The following is a 21,426-nucleotide window of genomic DNA, read 5'->3' as shown; positions in this document are numbered from 1 at the left end:
TATAAGATGAATATAGTAAGTATTCTTACTTTTCTATCAATTATAGAGCAGGAGGAGAAATATGAAGTCACGCAATAATCTATTAAAAGGGGCTCTGGCTGCAAGTTTATTATTCACTGCTTCCATTCCATTTAATGTGCTTGCACAGAAGCCGGAGATCACGGTGGACGAAGCGGAGAAAATCTTAAGCAGCCTCTCGAAAGAACAAAGGGATGCTTTAGAACAGCTTGAGATAGGACCTGGATTTGTTATTTCCCCTGAAGTAAATACAACCACTCCTGAGCTGGTCGAAGTCATTGTTGAATTTAACCAAGCTCCTGCAAAGGTGGAGGTAAAGAAAGAAGCTTTAAAGGGCAAAAAACTTTCTATCCTTTCAGCTAAAGAAAAAGTAGAAAAATCCCACAGTGAATTCAAAGCCCATGTAAGCAAGCTGAAGGCTAAGAAAAGCAGTTCATTGTATGACACTTCTAAAATTGAAGTAAAACGCAAATACAAGAATGCTTTCAATGGTGTTTCCATGACACTGCCGGGTATAGCTGTTGATGAACTCCTGCAATCAGGCACTGTAAAAAGAATATGGAGCAATGCACAAATCCAGCTGGACCTTCCATCAGCAGAGCAATCTAACATAATGCCAAAGATGGCAGACAGCATTCCCCAAATCGGTGTGGATAAGCTTCACGATGAAGGGGTTACCGGAAAAGGAATCAAGGTCGGAGTGCTGGACACAGGAATTGATTATACGCACCCTGACTTATCAGATTCTTATAAAGGGTACCGTGCAGAAAACGGTCAAGATCCGAAAGCAGTCGATCCTGACTCTGTGAAAGGCTGGGATTTTATCAATAATGATGCTGATCCAATGGAAGCGACCTATGATGAATGGAAAGCGGCTAATAGGCCTGAGTATCTAAATGGTTCTGCTTATTATACTTCCCATGGTACGCATGTCTCCGGCACAATTGCTGCGCAAAAAGACAATGCAGTTGATTATGCAGTTAAAGGAGTGGCGCCTGATGTAGATTTATTTGCTTACAGAGTTCTCGGTCCGTATGGTTCTGGTACGACAGATGGAGTGCTGGCAGGCATTGATAAAGCTGTTGAGGATGGAATGGACGTAATTAATTTATCCCTTGGTGCTAGTGTGAATGATGCTTTATATCCCACATCAGTGGCAATTAATAACGCGATGCTTTCAGGTGTCGTTTCCGTTGTGGCAGCCGGAAATGCGGGCCCGAGTGAAAAGACGCTTGGATCTCCAGGTACGAGTGCGTTTGGGATTACAGTAGGTGCGAGTGATGCAGCCATTTCCATTCCGGCATTTAAAGCCAGTGCAGGTGACAAGGTTTTTGAATCTATGAAATTACTTGCCAGGAATTTTTCTGATGACTTAAAAAGTCTGGAAGGCAAATCGTATCCTGTTGTGTTTACTGGACTGGGTAAACCAGGGGATTTTACCGGGAAAGAGTTAGCTGGCAGAATTGCATTAATTGAACGCGGAGAGCTGACATTTGAGGAAAAAGTGAAAAATGCCAAAAATGCAGGCGCAGCAGCTGTCATCATTTTTAATAACACTGAAGGTGAAATCCCTGCCTACATAGGAGAAAACACCAAGTATATTCCAACATTCCAGCTTACGAAAGCAGATGGAGACTATTTAAAAGGGAATCCTGAAGCATCTCTCACATTTGAACAGCTCGCTGAGGTTAAAACAAAAGGAGATTCTCTTGCAGACTTCAGCTCAAGAGGGCCTGTCAACAGCAATTATGATATTAAACCGGATCTCGTGGCACCAGGAGTTTCCATTTTCTCCACCTATCCGGAGTTTATGAACCATCCAGAAGATGGCCAGGATTACACATCTGCCTATGCACGCCTTAATGGTACGTCCATGGCCACTCCTCATATCGCAGGAGTGGCGGCACTTATGCTTCAGGATAATCCGAATCTTGATCCATTCGATGTGAAAACAGCATTAATGAATACGTCAGATGATTTAAAAAAGGATTACTCCGTGTATGAAGTTGGTGCCGGCCGTGTGGATGCCTATCAGGCAGTTCATTCTAACGTTTCATTTAAGGTGCTGGATAAAACAGAGCATGTTGAAAACGGAGAGTACGTGGAGGCAGATGAAATCACGGGTTCCATCAGCTATGGAAACCACTATTTGGACAGTGCTGATATAAAGGATAGCCGTACACTTCAAGTGACAAACAAGGGCAGCCAGGACCAATCCTATGATGTTACAGTGGAATATCATTCAGCCCGGAACGGTGTGCAGGATGGAGTGAAAAATAATATTAAAGTAGACCATCCAGAATCGTTTACAATACAAGCAGGAAAAACGGAACAATTACAAGCAGCGATTACAATTCCGCAAACAGCTGAAATCGGGCGTTATGAAGGATATATTCATGTGGTGAATCAGGATAATCCAAAAGATCGCTATCAAATTCCATTTGCGATCCAGGTGACTGATAAAGGCATTGATTTTGCAGAACCGCTTCAGCCGTCTATTACGACTGATACACCAATGCACCAATACTATGCGCCTGGTACGCACTATGTCTTTAAGTTTAAAAGCTCAATGGAGACATTCGATTTAGTTGTAAAGGATGCAAAAACCGGAAAGGCTATCGGCATTGTCGGAAGCTATGATGCCAGAGCAGCCCTGCCTGATAAAGAATATCTCATATTCTTTGGCCATAGAGGGCTTGTTTATCCATTCACAGGGAATAAGAATCAGCCGATTGCCGATTACATTCAAAAACTGCCGGAAGGTGAATATGTTCTTGACCTGATCAGCCGCGATGCAGAAGGAAAAACCTATCACTATGAAAGTATTGGTATTGTAGACAATACTCCTCCGGAAGTAGACCTTGACATTGAACCGGGAGTGGTTGAGATAAATGATAGCATGTTAACAACTGAAGATGGCCACCATGCATTCTGGGTTCATGGAAAGGTGACCGATAAAACAGTGGACCTATTGCAATCAAAAGGGATGGATTATACCCAAAAAACCAATACAGCTGCTTATTATGAAAGTGAAATACCATTTATCAGCGGATTCCTGCCGCTGGATGACGATGGCGCAACGAAGTTCGGTGTGCTTCCGGAAGAATATGAAACGGCTCCTTACCAGTTAAGGCTATTCCCATGGGATATGGCAACAGCAGCCAATATGTTTAAATCTCCCCGGTATGTGTTTATGAAGGAAGGCACTGAACATGCAGCCAGCCGTTTTAATAAAAACAGTGTGAAGCTGAATGATGAAATTACCATGACTCTTGATTTAAATAATGTAAAGAACTTTATCTCAGGTTCATATGAGATTCAACCTCATCTAGATTTCTTTGAGCTGCAGGAAGTAAAAGTAAATCCAGAGCTTCAAACATTTGCAGATCAAAATGGAATTGAAATAAAAATAAATGAGCCAGTTGTCTCAAAATCTACTGTAAAAGTCGGAGCATCTCTTTTAAAAGCAGGCTTTGAAGGAATCAGCGGAGATATGCCATTCCTTGATGTTACTTTTAAAATGGTGGACGACACTAATTTCACAAGGTTTACCTCCTTTGGATTAAAGGAGCTTTCTTATCAGAAGCAAGGTCAGTCAGAAGCCCTAACCATTCCGGCTTACAGCTTAAACCATTTTGAGTTTGTCTCATCACACTCACGTATTTCAGGCAATATAGCACCAGAAGCTTTCTTGAATTCCGGAGGCTGGATTGACAGCAAATATGATTTTACTAAGCTTAAGACAAAGGTTTACGCTAAAGATGCAGATGGAAAAACCTATGAAGGATCAATGGACAGCAGGGGGCTGTTTGAGGTCATTGTGCCAGCAGATAAAAAAGCCTATGCGGTCTATGTAGAGGTTCCTGGCCATATAGCTGAGTATAAAAATGTAATGGCAAGCATCGAAAAAGAAGGAGAGCAGCAAGGCCTGTATGTAAGAATTAATCCTGAAGATAACGTTGCAGGGGATGTTACCCAGGATCAGATTGTTGATATTCGGGATCTGAAAGAAGCTGTTGATCATTATGGCAAAAAAGGCACTGAAAACCCGCATCTCGATATTAACCAGGATGGGGTGATTAATGAAACAGATGTCAGATGGATTGAAAAGAATTTCTTGAAGAAAGGCTCGTTAGCAGGACATGGAAATCAGCCGAAAGAAACAATTGGAAAAAAAGGCCTTGCGGATTTCTTAAAATTGATTGGATTAGAGCCAAAAGAAAAATAAGAATTTAGCAGAAGGCGGGAGACAGGTTCTCCTGCCTGTTTCTATTAACCTATAGAAAATCAATGATGAATTCACTATAATAATAGAAACTTTATACCGAGGTGCCGCATGATCATTGGGAAAATTATTAAGTTCTATAGGGAAAAAGCAGGTCTAACTCAGGGTCAGCTGGGGGAAGGAATTTGTTCTGTCACCCATTTAAGCAAAATTGAAAGGGGAATTACCGAATTCTCTGTGGAGATTACGCATCATCTGGCCAGGAGGCTCGGCATTGATCCTGAAGAGGAAACAATTCGATATCATCAGCTTGCCAAGAGACTGAATGAATGGCATGAGAGCATGATCATGCAGCGAATACAGGAATCTGAACAGATAAAAAAAGAACTGCAGGATGAAAAACAAATTCATATGCCTGACTTTCAGACACTATATCGCCTGCTGTCTGCCAGGTACTATTTATCTGTGAGTGATTTGGTTTCAGCATCAGAATTAATTTCGGATCTTAATAAAGCTTCTTCTGCCTTGTCACCTCATGATGCTAATCTGCTGAAGCATATCCAGGGCATTTATTACTTTCTTACAGGGCAATACCGTGACTGTATCAGCTGTTTAGCTTCCATTGACAGAGAACAGTATAGCTACGAAGAATACTATTACCATTTAGCGATTGCTTACCACTCAATCCATTCCAATATCACAGCCTATTATTATGGCAAAAAGGCTCTTCAATATTTTCAAAGAACCTTAAACATTCTCCGCATTATTGATACAGAAATGCTGCTTATTGTTCAGCTAAATGCGAAGGAACTTCATGATTTTCATGAAACGAAGGAGAAATATGAACAGCTAATAAAACTTTGTGATGCATGTAATTCAGGTGATCGTAAATCCAAGCTTTATCATAATCTGGCATTTGAATATTTTCGCCGGAAGAAATATCGGGAATCAGCCGGTCTCTATGAAGAAGCACTAAAGCTTACCGCTGAAAACTCCCCTCACTATCTGACTGCTTTAGACGGATATATCCATACCTGTTATAAAGGGAAACTCAAGTCCCGAAATAAGTTAATAAAATTAGCTGAAGAAGGCTTGGAGAGGGCAAAAGCTGGTGATTCATATACCTGGATTTATTTTCAGCTACATCTTCATTTATTGAAAAATGAAGAACAGCATTACTATCAATTTATTGAAGAAACAGCACTGCCATACTTTAAAAATATTGGCTACGGCATTTTAATCGACCATTATGAGAAAAAGCTTTTTCATTTTTACTCAAAAAAAGGCGATGCTCAAAAGGCAATTGAACTCGCCCGTTCGTTTATACATAAACAAAAAAGCTATTATGATCATGATTAAATAACAAAAGGCTTGTTTACCGCAATTCGGTAACAAGCCTTCTGAATATTTTCTATCTGATCGCCCCATGCGGCAGTACAGCATGGACTCCCTTTACCCCATTGACAATCTGGGTAACTCTTAGATCGACTACGGCACTTGATAAAGCTAATGCTTCTGCTTTTTCTACTTTATGCATCTCCTGGATCCATTCTACTATTCCATTCAAAGCTTCTGACGCTGCCAAATTTAAATCTTCATTGAATCCGAATGCAATCCATCCGGCTGGTGTAAGAGCCTTAGGCCTCGAAAGCTTAAAATCATCTCTTACCGTTAAAGTTATATCTATCAGATCCATAGGGCATTCAATTGCTGTTCCGGATACTTCTCCACCTCCCTGGGCTGCATGACCATCGCCTATTGAAAAAAGGGCACCTTCCACATAAATCGGCAAAAATAAAGTGCTTCCTCTGCCAAGCTCCTTGCAATCTATATTTCCGCCGCAATAGCGGGGAGGGGAAGTGGAATGCACGCCTGGTTCTGCAGGTGCAACTCCCATCAGTCCAATGAATGGATTAAGCGCCACATGAAATGGACGCCCTCCAATCTGGCAGGTGCCCGTCCTATTTGTAGGGTTTAGTTCCCAATCCAGCTGAATACGTTCTGTTTCTGTTAATCCCAGCTGGTCATTTTGCCAGCTCTTTTTTCCTCCTGCCCAATTCCGGCCTTACCAGCCAGGCACAAGATCATTGATTTTCACTTCTAAAACCATTCCTGGTTCTGCTCCATGAATCTTAATGGGGCCCACCATGGGATGGCCTGGCTTTTCCTCGTTCTCTTTGGAATTAAATATGGTTCTTTCTTCTTCCTTTGAGCTTGAGTAGCCCCATTGGAATAGGTTTATACTCATTGCTGAAAGAGCCGTGTAGATTCTCGTCTTTTATAGTAAGTGTATGAATCATAGATTGTTTCTCCTTGCAGGATTATGAAATTTAAGATCTTATAAATTACTAGGCAGTCTTATTTTTCATGGTTTGTTTATTCATCTTTCTTTGGAACATTTTCGCGTTTGTTCCTATATATACTCCCGTAAGAACAAAGGCTGCGCCTATTCCATGCGCAATGGTGAACGTTTCACCCAAAAAGACTGTAGCCATGATAACAGCAGACACAGGCATCACATTAATAAAAATGGAAGCCTTGGCCGCTCCGACCTCTTTTATCCCGTTATAATACATGACAAATGAAACCACGGTAACAAAGATACTCATATGAGCAATAGCAGCCCAAGTCGTAAAGCTGGCTTGCTGAAGATCCATCCACGTTGTTTCTGCAGAAGCAAATGGCAAAAGAAATAAGGTGCCATAGGCAACTGCATATGTGGTGGATTCTACTGAGCTGAACTTCTTCAGGACCACTTTCCCCACAACACTATAGATGGCCCAGCTGATCACAGCCCCCAGCAATACAAAGTCAATTGGTTCAAAGCCATATTGGAAGAGTGAGAGCAAATGGCCATCAGTAATAATAAACACTACACCTGTTAAAGCAACGGCCATTCCAATGATATGATTTTTCGTAATTTTTTCTTTCAGGAATAGTCCAGATAAAAGGACGATAAGAACCGGGTTTGATGCAATAAATAATGAGCTTTTAATCACGGGTGCGTGCTTTGTAGCCAGAAAGAAACAAATATTATACAGCGCAATTCCAGTCAGGCCCAAGAGAGCAAACAGTCCATGATCTTTTAAATTTGGTCGTTTCCGGTCTTTCTCCATAATCCACATGAGTGGAAAAAGCAGGATGGCAGCTCCCAAAAAACGCAAAAATGCAACGGTTGCAGGTTCAAAGCTTTGAACAGCAAACTTGCCGGCAATAAATGCGCTGCCCCATGTTGCAGTAGCCAAAGTCAGCATTCCATAAATAAGCCATAATCTCTTTTTCAAACGAACTCGCCTTCATTTCTGTAAAATTTTATAAATAGTATTATAACACCTTTTTCGAAAGTCGAAATAGTTATTTTTTTATTACAGGAACTTCAAATCCAGTTATAGGATAAAAGGATGGGTAGAATATGTTGGTTTTTGTCTCGCTTTATCGATTTAAAGAATAAAACAGTTCTTTCTTCTCAATCACTCTGCTAAACATTGAAAAACTGTATTTAAAATTGATGGAAAATTCATTCTTTTTTCTCTGTCCAAGGACAAGCCCATCCCTTATTCTTTCTTTAGAGTCCCGAAGAAAGGGGCAAAGAAGGGGTGAATACATATGAAAAAAGGAGCAGGGAAAATAAGCTTGCTGACAGCATTTTTTATTTTGCTGTTCTCATCGCTTTCCTTTGCGGCAACAGTACCAGGAGGGCCATCAACTAGTGGAAACACGAACATTAACAGCATGCTTTCCTATGAAGATGTGGTGAAAGAGCTTAACAGTATTGAACAGACAAGCAAAGGGAAGGTTGAAGTCTTTACACTTGATCGCTTTGGAAAATCGGAGCAGGGCAGAAGCATTTATGCTGCCAAGGTTGGAGCAGGAAAAAAGAAAATCTGGATTCAGGCTCAAATCCATGGAAATGAAAAACTGGTTACAGAGGCAGCACTTCAGCTGTTAAAAAATTATGCGAGCAGCAATTCCAAAGATGTACAGACCGTTCTGGAAGAGTCCACACTATACTTCATTCCGATGTACAATCCTGATGGTGCAGAGATGAATACCCGCGGCACTAAGATTATGGAAACGGGCCAGTCTCTGGACCTAAATCGCGATTGGGTAGATGGAGGCTTTAAAGCCAAGGAATCAAAAGTTGTCTATTCTTATTGGGCAGAATTGAAGCCGGATTTTGCGATTGATTTGCATCATCAAGGTTTAAAGAAAATTTATGGAACAAATGAAGCGACATCTTTCTCCTTAGGAATATCTTTAGCACCAGACGGGCCAACATTGCCAAATGAAACAACGTACAATGATATTACTAAACAGATGATGGCATATGTGTATGATGAAATGAAAGGATACGGCTACACGCATATTGACCGTTACCAAATTGTTGATAGTGAGAATCAGGTTGGCTATGACATTGACATTAAAGGCGGAGTTGTATCGGCCATGATGATGGGATTGAACTATAACGACTTGAATCCTGACAATCACAGCCATCCGGCCATATTTTTTGAAACAAAAGGCAATTCAAGCGATGGAAGCCTAGGGCAGAAATCAAACGGATATCTAACAAAACAAAACTATTTAGCTTTAAAATCCTTAGTATATGGCTATGTAACAGGAGAGGTAAATAAAGTGGATCCTGCGAAATGGAATGAGATCCCAGCTTATCCTTTAGCAGGCTATTGGACAGATTATAATGGGATAGTACCTGTGGAATCTTCAGGGTTTTAAAAAAATGGGGAAGCTGGTCATGGTGCCAGCTTCTTTTATCGTTTATTCTTTCTGCTAGTGCTCTCACCAACCATCCCCCTTACATCTTCGGCCATTTTGTCAAAAACCTGATTAACCCGATTCATCATTATATCTTGGGAAGCACCATTTTGATTATCAATTCCTTCATTAATTTTATCCTTTTTCATTTTAATTTCACCTCCATAAAAATTATGGTTTGTTTAAGTATCTAAAATATTCTTCAAAAGGATTTATAAAGGTGATGAACTTCAGCTTGGGCATCGGTTATGATTAAAAAAAGATATAAAAAAAGTCCGTGGATATGTCACCGAAAGTCCGGGTAATACATAATATACCGGCTAAAAAATTTACAATTGCTTCTTTCATTATATAAACTAAGAACAATTGTCATTTTAGTTTTTATTTAATGCTGATTCGAATATATAACCTTTACCGGGAAAGGGGGGACCAAAATGTGGCCTTTTTCATCCAGCAAACCTAAGAAAAATGTCATCAATGCAGCAAGTTACATTTCAATCAAAGAAACAACGGAAGAAGCGGAAATTGAAAAGATGGTATCGAAGCTGGAACAGATTTTTTACAGCACATCCAGGGAAATCGTTATTTTGTGCATCGGGTCGGACCGGTCAACAGGAGACTCTCTTGGGCCCCTGGCAGGGAAGATCCTTAAAGAAAAGAATATTCACTATCCAGTTTATGGGACTCTAAAGGATCCGGTGCACGCATTAAATATCAAAAAGGTTCTTAAAGAAATAGAAGAAACGCACCATAATCCGTTTATATTTGGCATCGACGCCTGCCTCGGAGACGAACGGCAAATCGGTTATATTTTAATAAGAGAAGGATCCTTTATTCCAGGGAATGCAGTGAATCGGGCTCTTCCGAGTGTGGGTGATTATCATTTGAAGGCCATTGTAAATACACTGGATCCATTAACACCAGTGCACTCATTGAATAACACGAGATTATATATGGTCCTAAAACTGGCTGAAATCATAGCGGAAATTATTTCACGTGTAGCAGCTAATGACCGGACTTCCAGAGGAGAGATAGAAAAAATGAATGTGCCGTAAACATTAAGAACTCCTTGGTAAATTACCCAAAAAATTGCTGTTACCCTGACAGGTAAGTTATAATGGGCAGTAAGGTTACTAAAGAGAGAAAGAGGGAAAGGGATGGTTAACAATTGGACGGAAGATAATCTGATCTCGATACGTGAGAGGGTTTATCTGCATATTAAGGATCTTATTCTAGACGGGGAATTTAAAGCGGGGGACCGGCTGGTGGAACGGGAGCTTGCTGAGCGGTTAAATATCAGCAGGACGCCAATTCGCGAAGCGCTGTTCCGCCTGGAATCACAAGGCTTTGTTAAGACAGTCCCAAGAAAAGGCGTAATCGTTGCCGATATATCTGAAAAGGAAATTATCGAAGTGTTCACCATATTATCATCACTGGAGGTACTGGCAGCAAAATTGGCCGTCCAGAAGCTGGATGATGAAATGGTAAGCAAGTTCACAGGCAGCATAAAAAAGGTCAAGGAATACCTGAACAATCCTGAAGAGGATGCTTCTGAATTACATAGGGAACTCAATCATCTCCTATATAGTTCTGCTAAAAATGTGAAGCTTTATGAGATGCTGAGCGGATTATCCGATTACATTCGTGCATTTGCCAAAATTGGGCATAAAAATCCGGGCAGGGCAAAGCAGTCCATGGAGGAGCATTTAAAAATTATGGAAGCCATCGTCAATAAAGAAATGGAAATGGCTGAATATCTGACCAAAATACATATTGAGAATTCAAAAAAAGCATATATTGAAGCGGTTCAGCAGAATGAAGACAAAAAATAAGAAAGAGCCTCAGCTCTTTTTTATTTTTTATTAAATTCCAATCACGAATGGCGAAGTCAAATTTTTTAAAACCTTAGCCACACTCATGGCGACAATTGGACTGGATTTTGGATTTTCCTCATAAGGAACATTCGAAACGGATATCTCCACTTCGCCAAAATAACCCTTAGCCTTGATGGTATGTGTGTTCGATTGGATAGTCGGATCCGCATACACCTTCACCTTTGTATTTTCAAAGCCAATTCCTGCAAGACTAAGGGCTGCTGAAACATTCACGCTCTGCGGAAACAGCTTGGATGACTCCCGGGCATTCCCTTCATAAATACAAAAAGGCTCAGTCAGCATATTCAGCTCTACTTTTTCTTCCGCAATCGTGCCTTTCCAGCTGCGCGGATGCTTTCTTGTAATTAAAGTAATATCCTCAATCTCACCCAATGCCCCTGCTGCAATCCTGTCCAGACCGGCTATAGCTGCAGAGGGGATAAAGATCTGCCGGTTATGCTGCATGGCCACAGCCTGCAGTTTTTCATAAAAACCAGTGTCTCCTAATGCTCCAACGGAAAGCACTACAAGATGACTTCCATTTGACAGCACTTTTTCCCCATAAAGATGTAAAGCCTCATGACCCGCTGACTCTATGATAATATCTAAATCCCCATTAAAAAAGTCGCCTTCATCTGATGTAAGGGTAAATGTTTGTTTGTCGGAATGATCTGCATGTTTATTACTTCTAACCAGTACAGACTTCAACACCACATTGCCGGCATGGCCGGCTATTATTAATTCCGCAATGGTTTTCCCAAGCGTTCCATAACCGATGATTCCTGCTTTAAGCATGTTCTTCACTCCTTCTTGGGATTAGCTTTATAGGCATCTGAAATTGGTATACGATATACATTGTGCAATTTTATTCTAAATTTTAACTTAAAACGATTAAGAGAGCAATAAATTTTATAGAAAATATTAAAACATCTAAATTTTCAAAATTATTTGCACAATAGTTAATTTTAGTGTTATTATAGTATACAAGTTAAAAATAGTGAAAAGAGGAGGTGGTTATAGTCCTCTTGTTCTGGACGATGGAAGCATATGATAGGGATCTGCACATCCAAAGAGCATTAGAGATTTATATAGTATGAAAAAAGAAGTGCATCAGCAGAGAACCAAGTCATCCATGATTAGCGCTTTTTTGTTTTTTGGTCAATTTGGTATACAATCTACCAAATGCTGTATTCTATTTGGCAAAAGTTACAAGTCCTTCTGGTGAAGCCAAAATTCGGGGTATTACATAGTCAGCTATAGATAAACAGTTCATGCCTCCTGCAAACTGTCTTTTGCAATCTTTTATAGAAAGTTATTTTTTATAACGAAAAACGGAGGGGAATATATGGAGTTAACATTTGCTCATTGGATCTATGCAATTGTTACTGTGTCTGTCATCGCCACGATGCTTTTCAGAAGAGGCGTTGTCTTGCCGGTAATCATCGGAACTTTCTTTGTGGCAGTCATTTATAAAGGCAGTCTGATTGCTGGCTTTCAGGCTGTATTTAACGCTAATCTCCTCGCAGCAAAAGAGCTATTCAGCATATTCTTAATTATCTCTCTCATGATCGCGCTTCTCAATTCATTAAAGGATTTGGGAGCTGACAAGAGGCTTATTGGTCCGATTGAAAAGGTTATGGTGAATGGGCATATTTCCTATTTAGTATTAATGGTTACAACCTATGTAATTTCTCTGTTTTTCTGGCCAACACCTGCTGTCCCGCTTATCTGTGCCCTGCTTGTACCCGCAGCAGTCAGAGCTGGGCTGCCTGTAATGACGGCAGCCATGGTTATTGTCATTGCTGGTCAGGGAATGGCATTGTCATCAGACTATATCATGCAGGTAGCACCGATGCTCAGTGCTAAAGCAGCTGGAATTGATAAAGCGATGGTTGCAGATAAAACACTGGTTCTTTCCGTCATTACAGGTGTACTCGCATTGTCCTATGTTTATGTGGCGCATAGAAAATCAATCGTGAAAAATGTGAACCATGACTCCTCTCTAAACCCTGAAGATGTTGCTTTCTTTGGTGTAGCGAATGAGCTTGCGGCTACGGCTGAAGAAAGTGCTGAAATCATTCAGAGAAAAAATACATGGGGCAAGGTTTTTGCTGTATTAGTGCCTTTATCCATGCTGGGTGTTATGATTTATATGTTCTCAACAAAATTAACAGGTGGGTCAGGCTTTGAAGGAACAGATGGAGCTGCTTTTATTGGCGGTGTTGCGACTCTTTTATTAGTGCTTGCCACTGTGGCATTTAATCGCATCCATGCTTTAGATAAGATAAGCGAGCATTTAACGGAAGGCTTCGTGTTTGCCTTCAGGGCGATGGCCCCGGTAATTCCAATAGCAGGATTCTTCTTTATGGGAAGCTCAGACTTTACCGGCACCATTTTATCATTGGATGAAAGCGCTGCCAAACCTGCTTTTTTATTTGATATGATACAGGCAGGCCAGGCTTATATTCCTGAGAATGCCTTTATAGCAGGATTTGGCTTGTTGATTGTCGGTCTGATCACGGGCCTTGATGGGTCCGGTTTTTCCGGGCTGCCGTTAACGGGTGCCTTATCGGGTGCATTAGCAAGTGGTAGCCATATTGATCCTTCCACATTAGCTGCCATCGGACAAATGGGTGCCATCTGGGGTGGAGGAACGATTGTTGCCTGGTCTTCGCTTGTTGCAGTAGCAGGATTCCTGCAGCTTTCACCGCTGGAGCTGGCCAGGAAAAACTTTATTCCAGTCGTCGCCAGTTTATTTATCGCAACATTAATTGCCATATTAATCTGGTAAAACCCTAAGCTTGAAAAAAACTAGGCTATCCTGCAAAGTTAGAATAAACTAACTAAGGGGATAGCCTTTTTTATAAAGAGAGGAGTGAAGATTTGAAAATTGGCTTAGCAGGTATAGGGAAATTAGGTGCAGCGATGATGACTCACTGGCATAAATCAAACCTTTCAATAGGTATTTTTCATCCCGACAGGTCAAAGGCAGAACAATTTGCTGAAAAGTTTCCTAACGCACATCCTTTAACTGATAACGAGATGAGACAATTGGATATTATTCTGCTCGCTTTGCCGGCTGGAAAAGTAATTCCTTTTATGGATTGCATAATTCCGGAGAATTCTTCGATTGCTTTCATTAATATGGCGACCGCTCTTCCAACGAAAAGGATAAAAGAAAGGTTCCCTTCCTGTAAGGTGTTTGGGTTGAAATACATGGGGCATTCAAGAGACTTAATGGAGAATGGAAAGGGATTATTTATTACTGAGGACCATCTCCCTGCTCCCATACAGGACCTATTCAGATCAGTGGGGGAAATCATAAAAGACAGTGAAGAGAGAGTAGCAGAAATAAATAAACTGGCAACCTATTATGCTGTGAAAACCGCTGTTGAAATTGAGAATGAATTGACAGGCAAAGGGTATCACCCAGCTTATATTAAAAGAGGACTTACTTCCCTTGCACCGGAAGTCATACGCTCTTACAGCGAAGGCACTTTGGGGCATTTTGCAAAAGAAATTGTGAAGGAAATACAGGAGTATAATAGGAAAAGCTGCTGATTAATTTTCAGCAGCTTTTCCTATTAGAGCAATCTTTCCAGCAAAAACAAATAGAACATTACACATGCAACATAAACTGCCGCAAAAGGAAGATTCCAGCTCGATACTTTATAGGAATCGACTTTGATAATGTTAGACATGAGACCAAGAGTGGCATTATATGGCCCTACTAAGAAGGCGGAAACGGCGCCGGACAGCATTGCCACTGTCAGGATATGAGGAGAAATACCGATAGCTTCCGGGTTTACTCCTTCAATCATCAATGCCAGGGAAACGGCTGGATGGAGGCCCAGAAAGGCCAGCCCTAAAGGAATCAGAGGCAGTATGATCAGGAAAATCTCGACTCCTGCCACACTTATAAAAGCTGCAATCCAGTCAAAAAGGATTTCATTTGTCTTCGAAATATTAATCGCTGAGATAAAAAAGCCTGTTGATAAAAAGATGAAAAATTGATCTTTCATGCTCATCGCGAAGGAATTGAAATGGTCAGACAGCTGACGGCCAAATTCTTTTCCTTTACGTAAAAAAAGGGACCAGCTGAAAGCAAATGGAATGACGATCAGTGAAACAAGAATTAAGAATGGCAATGAAACTTGTGTCTCTGCAAAGGATACGAGGACATTAAATATAGCGATTGCCACCAGGATCTGAAAAACCCTGCCCGGGCGCCCTTCATTTGTCACTTCCAGGGCTGCAGCTGTTTCATGCACAGATTCTTCTGCAGAGTGCGGGAGTTTCATTGGCTGGGACTGACGGGATCCAATAAACCAATCCATTGCTAATCCTAATATGCTCAGCGGAATGACATATGGGAGGATGGATCCCCAGCTGACCCCCGTCATCGTTATCACGATCCCCACAATAGGAGTTACAGGCGCCCAAATTAAAGGCATTGCAAACCCTCTGGAAATAGCCCTGCTCATGAACCGCTCCTTATTTCTTACCGGAAAGCTCCCCAGTGCCGGCCTGATAGAATAATAAGTCATGGGCAGGGTGGCAAGGTTCATGAAAATGCTGAAGAAGTAAGAGATTCCAGAAGTCATCATATACAAATGACCAGATGTTTTTATTCGTTTTTGAATGATGGCCTGGATGCCTTCCCCGTATCGTCCCAGTTTAACAGGAATCCCCAAAATGGGAATTAAAGTAAACATGGTAAGCAAATCAAGCATTGGTCCAAAAGCAAAAATATACAGCTGCCACTCTGAGTTGCTTGTCCAGAGCAGGACTGCACCAAAAGTCAGGAAAACGCCCCCGAGAATCTGAACAAATTTTTTCGTTAGCCGGAATGTCAAAACGACGATGATAAAACACAAGATAGAAAGGAGGGAATCAATATTCCACCGCGGAAGCAAGGTGGACAGCAAATATAAAGCAATCACTGTCAAAAATAAAACTCTTAGCATATCAGACACCCTCATTTAATTGAATTCAACAAAAATTGTATACCAAAATCTAAATTCATATATTTTTGTTCAAAAATCAGTCACAAATATTCATTTATTTTGGTATTTGGTATACGATCTTATTGTAAATCTAAAAAATTCATCATATAATAATGATAACAGGTAAGAGAAAAAAAGGAGCCTGCCCCGATGTTCCATTTTCTTTTTGGATCCAAATATGCAATTGAGAAAACTGAAAGAAAATTAGCCCGTTTAAGAAGAACATTAAAATTCTAATTATGCCGCCAGGCTTTGGCGGTTTTTTCTTTTATAAAAATTATTATTTGTGAACAGCAAACCCGGAAGAAGTGCGGCTTCCCCCGGGTTTTAAGAAGTTTTATCGCAGTCTAACGGGCAGTAAGACCCCCACATCAAGACTCAGATGAATCAAGGGAGGATAAGTGGGGGTCAAACTGCCCGTAAAGGCCCGAAAAGAAGAACAAAGACTAAAAACGCCACATCCTCCCAAAAGCTGCCGCTTTCGGTCGTGCGATGTATCGCTGCCGTAGCTTTCCTTGTCCTGTGGCAACGTCTTTGTGACCCACTTCCTGTGGGCCTCAACTAACAATCAGCAGGGAGAAAAGCACTCCCCACTGATTGAAGTTTCACTTTATACTGCTACTTCATCAGATTTAACCAGCTTCGAATGAATAGAGTCTTCACTATTGCCGGATGCCTTTACAATTTCATCTAATTCTTCTCTGGCAGCTTCCAGCGTTTCAAAACGTTCAAAAAATTTAACACCGATATGATTTACATACTCTTTTCCTTCATATTCTTCAAACAATTGGATTTTCATTTTCTCATCCAAAACTTCTGCAATAGTGTACTTAGCCTTCAGCTTATCAAAAAAATAGAAATGATACGTCTCAACCGGCTTTAAACCCTCGTTTTCAAGAATGGTCTGGAAAGTATCTTTATTTGTTAATACAATATATTTACCCAATTAAAACACTCCTTTTATTCTTAGATATTTTCGAAGAATTAATTAATATGTAATTATGCAGCATACCTCCTTCTAGTTGGAATATTGTATACCATAGGATTAATTGTATTTTATACTATAGTTTTGATTTTTTCAATTATAAATTCTAAATTTTTTAATAATTCGGTTAAAAGTTCTATTTGATTGTATAAAATAACAGCATTTTTTCCTTATCCAGAATTATTTGCAACAAAAAAATAAAAAACCAGTTTGCTAATCTTTCAGAAAGGTTGTATACTTTGAAAAAGTATCTAAATGTTTAGAATAAACTGAAAGGGGTATTGATATGCCGAAGGTTACACTGCATGTGGATGGAGAGATTGTGGAGAAGCAAGTAAAGGATAATGCCAATTTGGTGGTACTGGCAGGGATCCGCCAATTTCCGGAAATAAAATATGGCTGTGGCATGGGAAGGTGTACAAAATGTACGTGTATCGTATTAAACGGGGGAGATGATCTCGCTCCGCCAAATTGGAAGGAAGAAAAAATGCTTGGCGATAAAGTAAAAGAAGGATACCGGTTAACTTGTCAGATGACTATCCAAAGTGATATTGAAATCTCTCAGGAAAATATCTCTGTAAAACCTCCCAAGAAAACAACTGCAGCTATTATAAAATAGTTTTTTATTTTTGTTATTTAGTGGTATACAAAATACCGAAAAATAAGCGGGGTAATAAGAAAATGAATTGTTATGAGCTTACCAAGATGACGTGGAAGGAAGTCGAGAAATCCTTAGAAAATGCAGAGTTTGCTATTATTCCTGTCGGAGCACATGAGCAGCATGGGCCTCATATGGCGGAAAGCTGTGATGCAGTGCTTGCGGAAAGAATGGCAATTAAACTGGGGCAAAGGATGTTTCCTTATGCTATTGTAACCCCAACAGTTAACATGGGTGTTTCCGAGCATCACATTCATTTTCCCGGAACCATCACCCTTCAGCCGTCTACTTTGATTGCTGTTCTGAAAGATATGGTCTCATCACTGAAACAGCATGGCATCAAGAAGTTTCTGTTTTTGAATTCCCATGGCGGAAACCAATCTGCATTGAATCTCGCAGCAATGACTATCACAAAGGAATTGGAAGTTGAAGTCTATTATGCAAAGACTACTGCCTCTGCGAAAGAGTCTATCGGGAAATATGTTAAATCCCCTCTATTTGGCCACAGCTGCGAACGGGAAGTATCTGAAGCTCTGTACCTGGCTCCGGAACTGGTAAGAGAGGACCTTTTAGAAAAAGGAGAAATCAAGCAGGGCGGAAGATGGGAAAAACTCCGGCCTGGCAAGGCTGTTCAGGGTTTTTATTTTTACGAAGAAATGACAGGAAACGGCTGTATAGGTGATGGTCGGCAAGGGAGCAGGGAAATCGGTGAGCAAATTGTAGAGGAAGCTCTGGATCATCTTACTGAGGAGCTTTCCGAACTGCTTGATTTGAAAGAAGAGCTTCTTTATTAATTCTTACAATCTAGAAGTGAGAAAAATTAATCTTTAAAAAATTCTAAAAATTGTGTTTACAATTGAAAAAGAATAGGTTATGATTTCATTAAGGTATACCAAAGACCAAAAAAACAAGTTAAATAGGGCTGGAAATTAGCACCCTATTATTTTTTAAAAGAAGTTTTGGTATACAAAATATCAAATGCCGATAGGCTACATAAATTTCGAGGAGGAGTTTACACATGCCAGAATTATTATCTAAAGATGAATTTCGCAAAGAACTAGAGGAAGCCATTAAAGGAAACCACAGTCAGAAAGCTCCATTTACTGTAGCTTGGGCTGAAGGAAAACTGGAAAGAAAGCATTTTGCGAGATGGGCTGAAAATCATTACCACTATGTAGGGCCTTTTGCTGACTACTTAGCGTACATCTATCACAACACTCCAACCGATCCGAAATTTGAAGCAGCAAAAGATTTCACACTTCAAAATATGTATGAAGAAGAAATTGCGGCCGACCGCCATACAGACTTGCTGATTCGTTTTGCAGAAGCATGCGGAACAACCCGCGAACGAGTAATTAATCCAGAAAACATGGCACCGACTACACTAGGTCTTCAAAGCTGGTGCTATGCAGTTGCTGCCCGTGAAAACTTCGTTGTAGCTACAGCAGCCCTTGTTGTCGGCTTAGAGTCTCAGGTACCGGACATTTATCGAAAGCAGACTCCTGCTCTTCGTGCCCAATACGGATTTACAGATGAAGAAATCGAATTCTTCGACCTTCATATCGTATCCGATGAAATCCATGGAGAACGCGGCTATAAGATTGTTTTAGATCATGCTGACACTCCTGAATTACAGCAGCGCTGCCTTGAGGTAGTTCGCACAGGTGCGAAGATGCGCCGCATGTACATGGATGGCCTATGGAGAGAATATCTTGAACAGGATCTTGGCTCTTTAGTAGAAGCAAAATAATATCTATTATCCAGGCCGTCACACTAAATCTTGTCATACGAGGTCTATGTGGCGGCCCTTTCTATAACCAGAGAATTTGGCGCAGTAAAGGGAGAAATATACAGAGAGTAAGGTGATTTCATTTGATTACAACAAAAGTAGAATCCTTCAATAACTATATTAATGGTGAATGGCAGGAATCCGGGAGCCAAAAGAAGTTTTATAGTGTTAACCCTGCAAATACTGAAGATGTCGTCGGTGTTTTTCAGGCATCCAATGAAACAGATGTCAAGCTGGCAATTGAAGCCGCGAGAGAAGCATTCCCTGGCTGGGCAAAGGCAGCGCCGTCCAAGCGTGCAGCCATTTTAAACAAAGCAGCAGCATACCTTGAAGAAAATGCCGGCCAATTTGCAGAAGAACTGACAAGAGAAGAAGGGAAGCATGTCAGTGATGCAAAAAATGAAGTGCTCCGCTCCGCACAGACGCTTCGTTATTATGCGGTCGAGGGACAAAGCTTCACAGGCGAAACCTTCCCTAATGATGATCCCAATATGAGAGTTTCAACGGAAAGAGAACCGCTCGGCGTTATAAGTGTAATAACTCCATGGAACTTTCCAATCTCCATTGCGGCGAGAAAAATTGCCCCAGCATTAATTACAGGAAACACAGTTGTGTTCAAACCTTCATCAGATACCCCTCTGATTGCTGTCCGGCTTGTAGAAGCACTGCACGAGGCAGGTATTCCAAAAGGGGTCTTAAACTTTGTTACAGGGAAGGCTTCGGATGTAGGTGATTTATTAGTCACCCACCCTGCTGTCAAGGCTGTTACATTCACTGGTTCAACAGCTGCAGGTGAGGACATCCACAGCAAGAGCTCTTTCACCACCCGTACTCAAATGGAGCTTGGCGGCAAAAACCCGCTTTTAGTTATGGAGGATGCTGACCTTGATCTGGCGGCCACATTAACAGTAAATGGCGGGTTTTCTTTAACAGGGCAAGCCTGCACTGGAACAAGCAGGGTAATTGTGATGAAGGAAGTAAAGGAAGCATTTGTAAACAAATTGATTGAAAAAACGAGTGCCCTTAAAATTGGCAGCGGCTTTGAAGAAGGAGTTAAAATTGGTCCGCTGGCAAATGAAAAGCAGCTGAAAAATGTTCTGAAGTATATTGAGTTTGGAAAAGAAGACGGTGCAGACCTTGTATATGGCGGTGAACAGCTGACTGAGGGCCAATATGAAAAAGGATATTTTGTTCAGCCGGCCATTTTTACGAATGTTAAACCGAATCACCGTATTGCCAAGGAAGAGATTTTCGGACCGGTTATTGCCGTGATCGAGGCAGATACATATGAAGAAGCCATTGCGGCTGCGAATGACGTTGACTACGGATTATCTGCTTCTATCGTGACAAATAACTTAAAAATAGCCAGCCAGTTTACTAAAGACATTCAGGCAGGCACGGTAAAAGTGAACCGGACTACAACAGGCAACTTAATCAATGCGCCCTTTGGCGGATTAAAGCAATCAAGCACGGCAACGTTCCGGGAGTCGGGAAGGGTTGGCCTGGAATTTTTCACTCAAGTAAAAACCGTTTATATCGGCTATTAAAACTAAAGGAGAATGAAAAATGAAAACAGCTTTAAAGCTTGAACTAGAAGAAGCCAAATTAATGATTGAAGCAGCAAAGGAAAAGTCTGCTGAAATCAATGTGTTTGAGACAATTGCGATTGTCGATGACGGCGGAAGTGTAATTGCCCTGGAGCGCATGAATGGAGCAAGAATCACCGGCCCTGAAATTGCGATTGCTAAGGCTTACACTGCCGCCGGCCACAAACGCTCCACCCACCTATTCAATAAAGAACCGAACGGGCCTGCCCTCCCAGGCAATGAGGCATTTGGCATTCAGCATATGCTTGATGGCAAATTTGCTGTGTTTGTCGGAGGGTTCCCAATTGTGGTAAATGGTGAAGTTGTTGGCGGAATCGGCATCAGCGGAGGAAACGGCGAGCAGGATACCGCTGTAGGAACTGCTGCACTAAAAGCCCTTCAAGCTTACCTGGAAAAAGGCGGCTATGAAGTCGTAACCGAAGCAGATATTAAAAAATAATAGAAAGGGACCTCATTCGTTATAAATAGATAGCGAAATGAGGTCCTTCTTCAGT

At 41.0% G+C, this 21,426-nt stretch carries 19 protein-coding genes; 12 read left to right on the top strand and 7 right to left on the bottom strand.

Annotated elements, in window-relative coordinates; translation table 11 throughout:
- Nucleotides 1-61: 61 nt before the first annotated feature.
- Together NYE23_RS10735 and NYE23_RS10730 are read left to right on the top strand one after the other, a co-directional pair.
- Nucleotides 62-4,246 carry a S8 family serine peptidase gene (locus tag NYE23_RS10735; RefSeq protein ID WP_341077748.1) on the top strand — a complete coding sequence of 1,395 codons (4,185 nt, stop codon included), beginning with the start codon at nucleotides 62-64 and terminating at the stop codon, nucleotides 4,244-4,246.
- Nucleotides 4,247-4,354: 108 nt separating this feature from the next.
- Complete coding sequence (locus NYE23_RS10730; protein WP_341077746.1) at nucleotides 4,355-5,602, top strand: helix-turn-helix domain-containing protein; 1,248 nt, start codon at nucleotides 4,355-4,357, stop codon at nucleotides 5,600-5,602.
- A 52-nt stretch (nucleotides 5,603-5,654) separates the two neighbouring features.
- Here the strand turns inward: NYE23_RS10730 and NYE23_RS10725 are convergent, their stop codons facing one another.
- From NYE23_RS10725 to NYE23_RS10715, 3 genes are all read right to left on the bottom strand, one after another.
- Nucleotides 5,655-6,167, bottom strand: coding sequence for an acetamidase/formamidase family protein (locus NYE23_RS10725; RefSeq protein WP_341077745.1), 513 nt, complete (start codon nucleotides 6,165-6,167; stop codon nucleotides 5,655-5,657).
- 141 nt (nucleotides 6,168-6,308) lie between these two features.
- Complete coding sequence (locus NYE23_RS10720; protein WP_341077744.1) at nucleotides 6,309-6,491, bottom strand: hypothetical protein; 183 nt, start codon at nucleotides 6,489-6,491, stop codon at nucleotides 6,309-6,311.
- Nucleotides 6,492-6,591: 100 nt separating this feature from the next.
- Complete coding sequence (locus NYE23_RS10715; RefSeq protein ID WP_222497515.1) at nucleotides 6,592-7,497, bottom strand: DMT family transporter; 906 nt, start codon at nucleotides 7,495-7,497, stop codon at nucleotides 6,592-6,594.
- A gap of 352 nt (nucleotides 7,498-7,849) precedes the next feature.
- Between NYE23_RS10715 and NYE23_RS10710 the strand changes: the two genes are divergently transcribed.
- Nucleotides 7,850-8,974 carry a M14 family zinc carboxypeptidase gene (locus NYE23_RS10710; RefSeq protein ID WP_341077743.1) on the top strand — a complete coding sequence of 375 codons (1,125 nt, stop codon included), beginning with the start codon at nucleotides 7,850-7,852 and terminating at the stop codon, nucleotides 8,972-8,974.
- A 35-nt stretch (nucleotides 8,975-9,009) separates the two neighbouring features.
- Here the strand turns inward: NYE23_RS10710 and NYE23_RS10705 are convergent, their stop codons facing one another.
- Nucleotides 9,010-9,162, bottom strand: coding sequence for a hypothetical protein (locus NYE23_RS10705; RefSeq protein WP_341077742.1), 153 nt, complete (start codon nucleotides 9,160-9,162; stop codon nucleotides 9,010-9,012).
- 285 nt (nucleotides 9,163-9,447) lie between these two features.
- On the opposite strand from NYE23_RS10705, the gene yyaC reads away from it, so the two are divergent.
- Together yyaC and NYE23_RS10695 are read left to right on the top strand one after the other, a co-directional pair.
- Nucleotides 9,448-10,068: a spore protease YyaC gene (gene yyaC / locus NYE23_RS10700; RefSeq protein WP_341077741.1), complete on the top strand. Its 621-nt coding sequence runs from the start codon at nucleotides 9,448-9,450 to the stop codon at nucleotides 10,066-10,068.
- Nucleotides 10,069-10,170: 102 nt separating this feature from the next.
- Nucleotides 10,171-10,845: a GntR family transcriptional regulator gene (locus tag NYE23_RS10695; RefSeq protein ID WP_341077740.1), complete on the top strand. Its 675-nt coding sequence runs from the start codon at nucleotides 10,171-10,173 to the stop codon at nucleotides 10,843-10,845.
- A gap of 30 nt (nucleotides 10,846-10,875) precedes the next feature.
- Here NYE23_RS10695 and NYE23_RS10690 read toward each other — a convergent pair whose 3' ends face one another.
- Nucleotides 10,876-11,682, bottom strand: a complete 807-nt coding sequence (locus NYE23_RS10690) for an aspartate dehydrogenase (RefSeq protein ID WP_341077738.1) — start codon at nucleotides 11,680-11,682, stop codon at nucleotides 10,876-10,878.
- Between the two features lie 550 nt (nucleotides 11,683-12,232).
- On the opposite strand from NYE23_RS10690, the gene NYE23_RS10685 reads away from it, so the two are divergent.
- Together NYE23_RS10685 and NYE23_RS10680 are read left to right on the top strand one after the other, a co-directional pair.
- The gene (locus NYE23_RS10685) at nucleotides 12,233-13,678 is read left to right on the top strand and encodes a hypothetical protein (protein WP_341077736.1); all 1,446 of its coding nucleotides are present in this window, start codon (nucleotides 12,233-12,235) and stop codon (nucleotides 13,676-13,678) included.
- Between the two features lie 92 nt (nucleotides 13,679-13,770).
- Nucleotides 13,771-14,448, top strand: a complete 678-nt coding sequence (locus NYE23_RS10680) for an NAD(P)-binding domain-containing protein (RefSeq protein ID WP_341077734.1) — start codon at nucleotides 13,771-13,773, stop codon at nucleotides 14,446-14,448.
- Nucleotides 14,449-14,471: 23 nt separating this feature from the next.
- Here the strand turns inward: NYE23_RS10680 and NYE23_RS10675 are convergent, their stop codons facing one another.
- Together NYE23_RS10675 and NYE23_RS10670 are read right to left on the bottom strand one after the other, a co-directional pair.
- Nucleotides 14,472-15,854, bottom strand: coding sequence for a hypothetical protein (locus NYE23_RS10675; protein ID WP_341077731.1), 1,383 nt, complete (start codon nucleotides 15,852-15,854; stop codon nucleotides 14,472-14,474).
- 649 nt (nucleotides 15,855-16,503) lie between these two features.
- Nucleotides 16,504-16,839 (bottom strand): hypothetical protein, encoded by a 336-nt coding sequence (locus tag NYE23_RS10670; RefSeq protein WP_076256097.1) that lies wholly within the window; start codon nucleotides 16,837-16,839, stop codon nucleotides 16,504-16,506.
- A 325-nt stretch (nucleotides 16,840-17,164) separates the two neighbouring features.
- Between NYE23_RS10670 and NYE23_RS10665 the strand changes: the two genes are divergently transcribed.
- From NYE23_RS10665 to NYE23_RS10645, 5 genes are all read left to right on the top strand, one after another.
- Complete coding sequence (locus NYE23_RS10665; protein ID WP_341077730.1) at nucleotides 17,165-17,497, top strand: 2Fe-2S iron-sulfur cluster-binding protein; 333 nt, start codon at nucleotides 17,165-17,167, stop codon at nucleotides 17,495-17,497.
- Nucleotides 17,498-17,559: 62 nt separating this feature from the next.
- Nucleotides 17,560-18,330 carry a creatininase family protein gene (locus tag NYE23_RS10660; RefSeq protein WP_341077727.1) on the top strand — a complete coding sequence of 257 codons (771 nt, stop codon included), beginning with the start codon at nucleotides 17,560-17,562 and terminating at the stop codon, nucleotides 18,328-18,330.
- Nucleotides 18,331-18,554: 224 nt separating this feature from the next.
- Nucleotides 18,555-19,286, top strand: coding sequence for a TenA family transcriptional regulator (locus NYE23_RS10655; RefSeq protein ID WP_019382771.1), 732 nt, complete (start codon nucleotides 18,555-18,557; stop codon nucleotides 19,284-19,286).
- Between the two features lie 122 nt (nucleotides 19,287-19,408).
- Nucleotides 19,409-20,872: an aldehyde dehydrogenase family protein gene (locus tag NYE23_RS10650; RefSeq protein ID WP_341077726.1), complete on the top strand. Its 1,464-nt coding sequence runs from the start codon at nucleotides 19,409-19,411 to the stop codon at nucleotides 20,870-20,872.
- A gap of 19 nt (nucleotides 20,873-20,891) precedes the next feature.
- A complete protein-coding gene (locus NYE23_RS10645) occupies nucleotides 20,892-21,371 on the top strand; it encodes a GlcG/HbpS family heme-binding protein (protein ID WP_341077723.1) in 480 nt (159 codons plus the stop codon).
- The last annotated feature ends 55 nt before the right edge of the window (nucleotides 21,372-21,426 follow it).

The sequence above is a fragment of the Cytobacillus sp. FSL H8-0458 genome (assembly GCF_038002165.1).
In the GTDB taxonomy this organism is placed as follows: Bacteria; Bacillota; Bacilli; order Bacillales; family Cytobacillaceae; genus Cytobacillus.
The sequence above is the reverse complement of the archived record's forward strand: the minus strand, read 5'-3'. Positions and strand labels throughout refer to the sequence as shown.

Bases quoted from the DNA above. Each gene is read 5' to 3' on its own strand.
- NYE23_RS10695 (WP_341077740.1), top strand. From the start codon at position 10,171: ATGGTTAACAATTGGACGGAAGATAATCTGATCTCGATACGTGAGAGG.
- NYE23_RS10655 (WP_019382771.1), top strand. From the start codon at position 18,555: ATGCCAGAATTATTATCTAAAGATGAATTTCGCAAAGAACTAGAGGAA.
- NYE23_RS10690 (WP_341077738.1), bottom strand. From the start codon at position 11,682: ATGCTTAAAGCAGGAATCATCGGTTATGGAACGCTTGGGAAAACCATT.
- NYE23_RS10660 (WP_341077727.1), top strand. From the start codon at position 17,560: ATGAATTGTTATGAGCTTACCAAGATGACGTGGAAGGAAGTCGAGAAA.
- NYE23_RS10675 (WP_341077731.1), bottom strand. From the start codon at position 15,854: ATGCTAAGAGTTTTATTTTTGACAGTGATTGCTTTATATTTGCTGTCC.
- NYE23_RS10730 (WP_341077746.1), top strand. From the start codon at position 4,355: ATGATCATTGGGAAAATTATTAAGTTCTATAGGGAAAAAGCAGGTCTA.
- NYE23_RS10645 (WP_341077723.1), top strand. From the start codon at position 20,892: ATGAAAACAGCTTTAAAGCTTGAACTAGAAGAAGCCAAATTAATGATT.
- NYE23_RS10705 (WP_341077742.1), bottom strand. From the start codon at position 9,162: ATGAAAAAGGATAAAATTAATGAAGGAATTGATAATCAAAATGGTGCT.
- NYE23_RS10735 (WP_341077748.1), top strand. From the start codon at position 62: ATGAAGTCACGCAATAATCTATTAAAAGGGGCTCTGGCTGCAAGTTTA.
- NYE23_RS10720 (WP_341077744.1), bottom strand. From the start codon at position 6,491: ATGAGTATAAACCTATTCCAATGGGGCTACTCAAGCTCAAAGGAAGAA.
- NYE23_RS10685 (WP_341077736.1), top strand. From the start codon at position 12,233: ATGGAGTTAACATTTGCTCATTGGATCTATGCAATTGTTACTGTGTCT.
- NYE23_RS10665 (WP_341077730.1), top strand. From the start codon at position 17,165: ATGCCGAAGGTTACACTGCATGTGGATGGAGAGATTGTGGAGAAGCAA.
- NYE23_RS10710 (WP_341077743.1), top strand. From the start codon at position 7,850: ATGAAAAAAGGAGCAGGGAAAATAAGCTTGCTGACAGCATTTTTTATT.
- yyaC (WP_341077741.1), top strand. From the start codon at position 9,448: ATGTGGCCTTTTTCATCCAGCAAACCTAAGAAAAATGTCATCAATGCA.
- NYE23_RS10715 (WP_222497515.1), bottom strand. From the start codon at position 7,497: ATGCTGACTTTGGCTACTGCAACATGGGGCAGCGCATTTATTGCCGGC.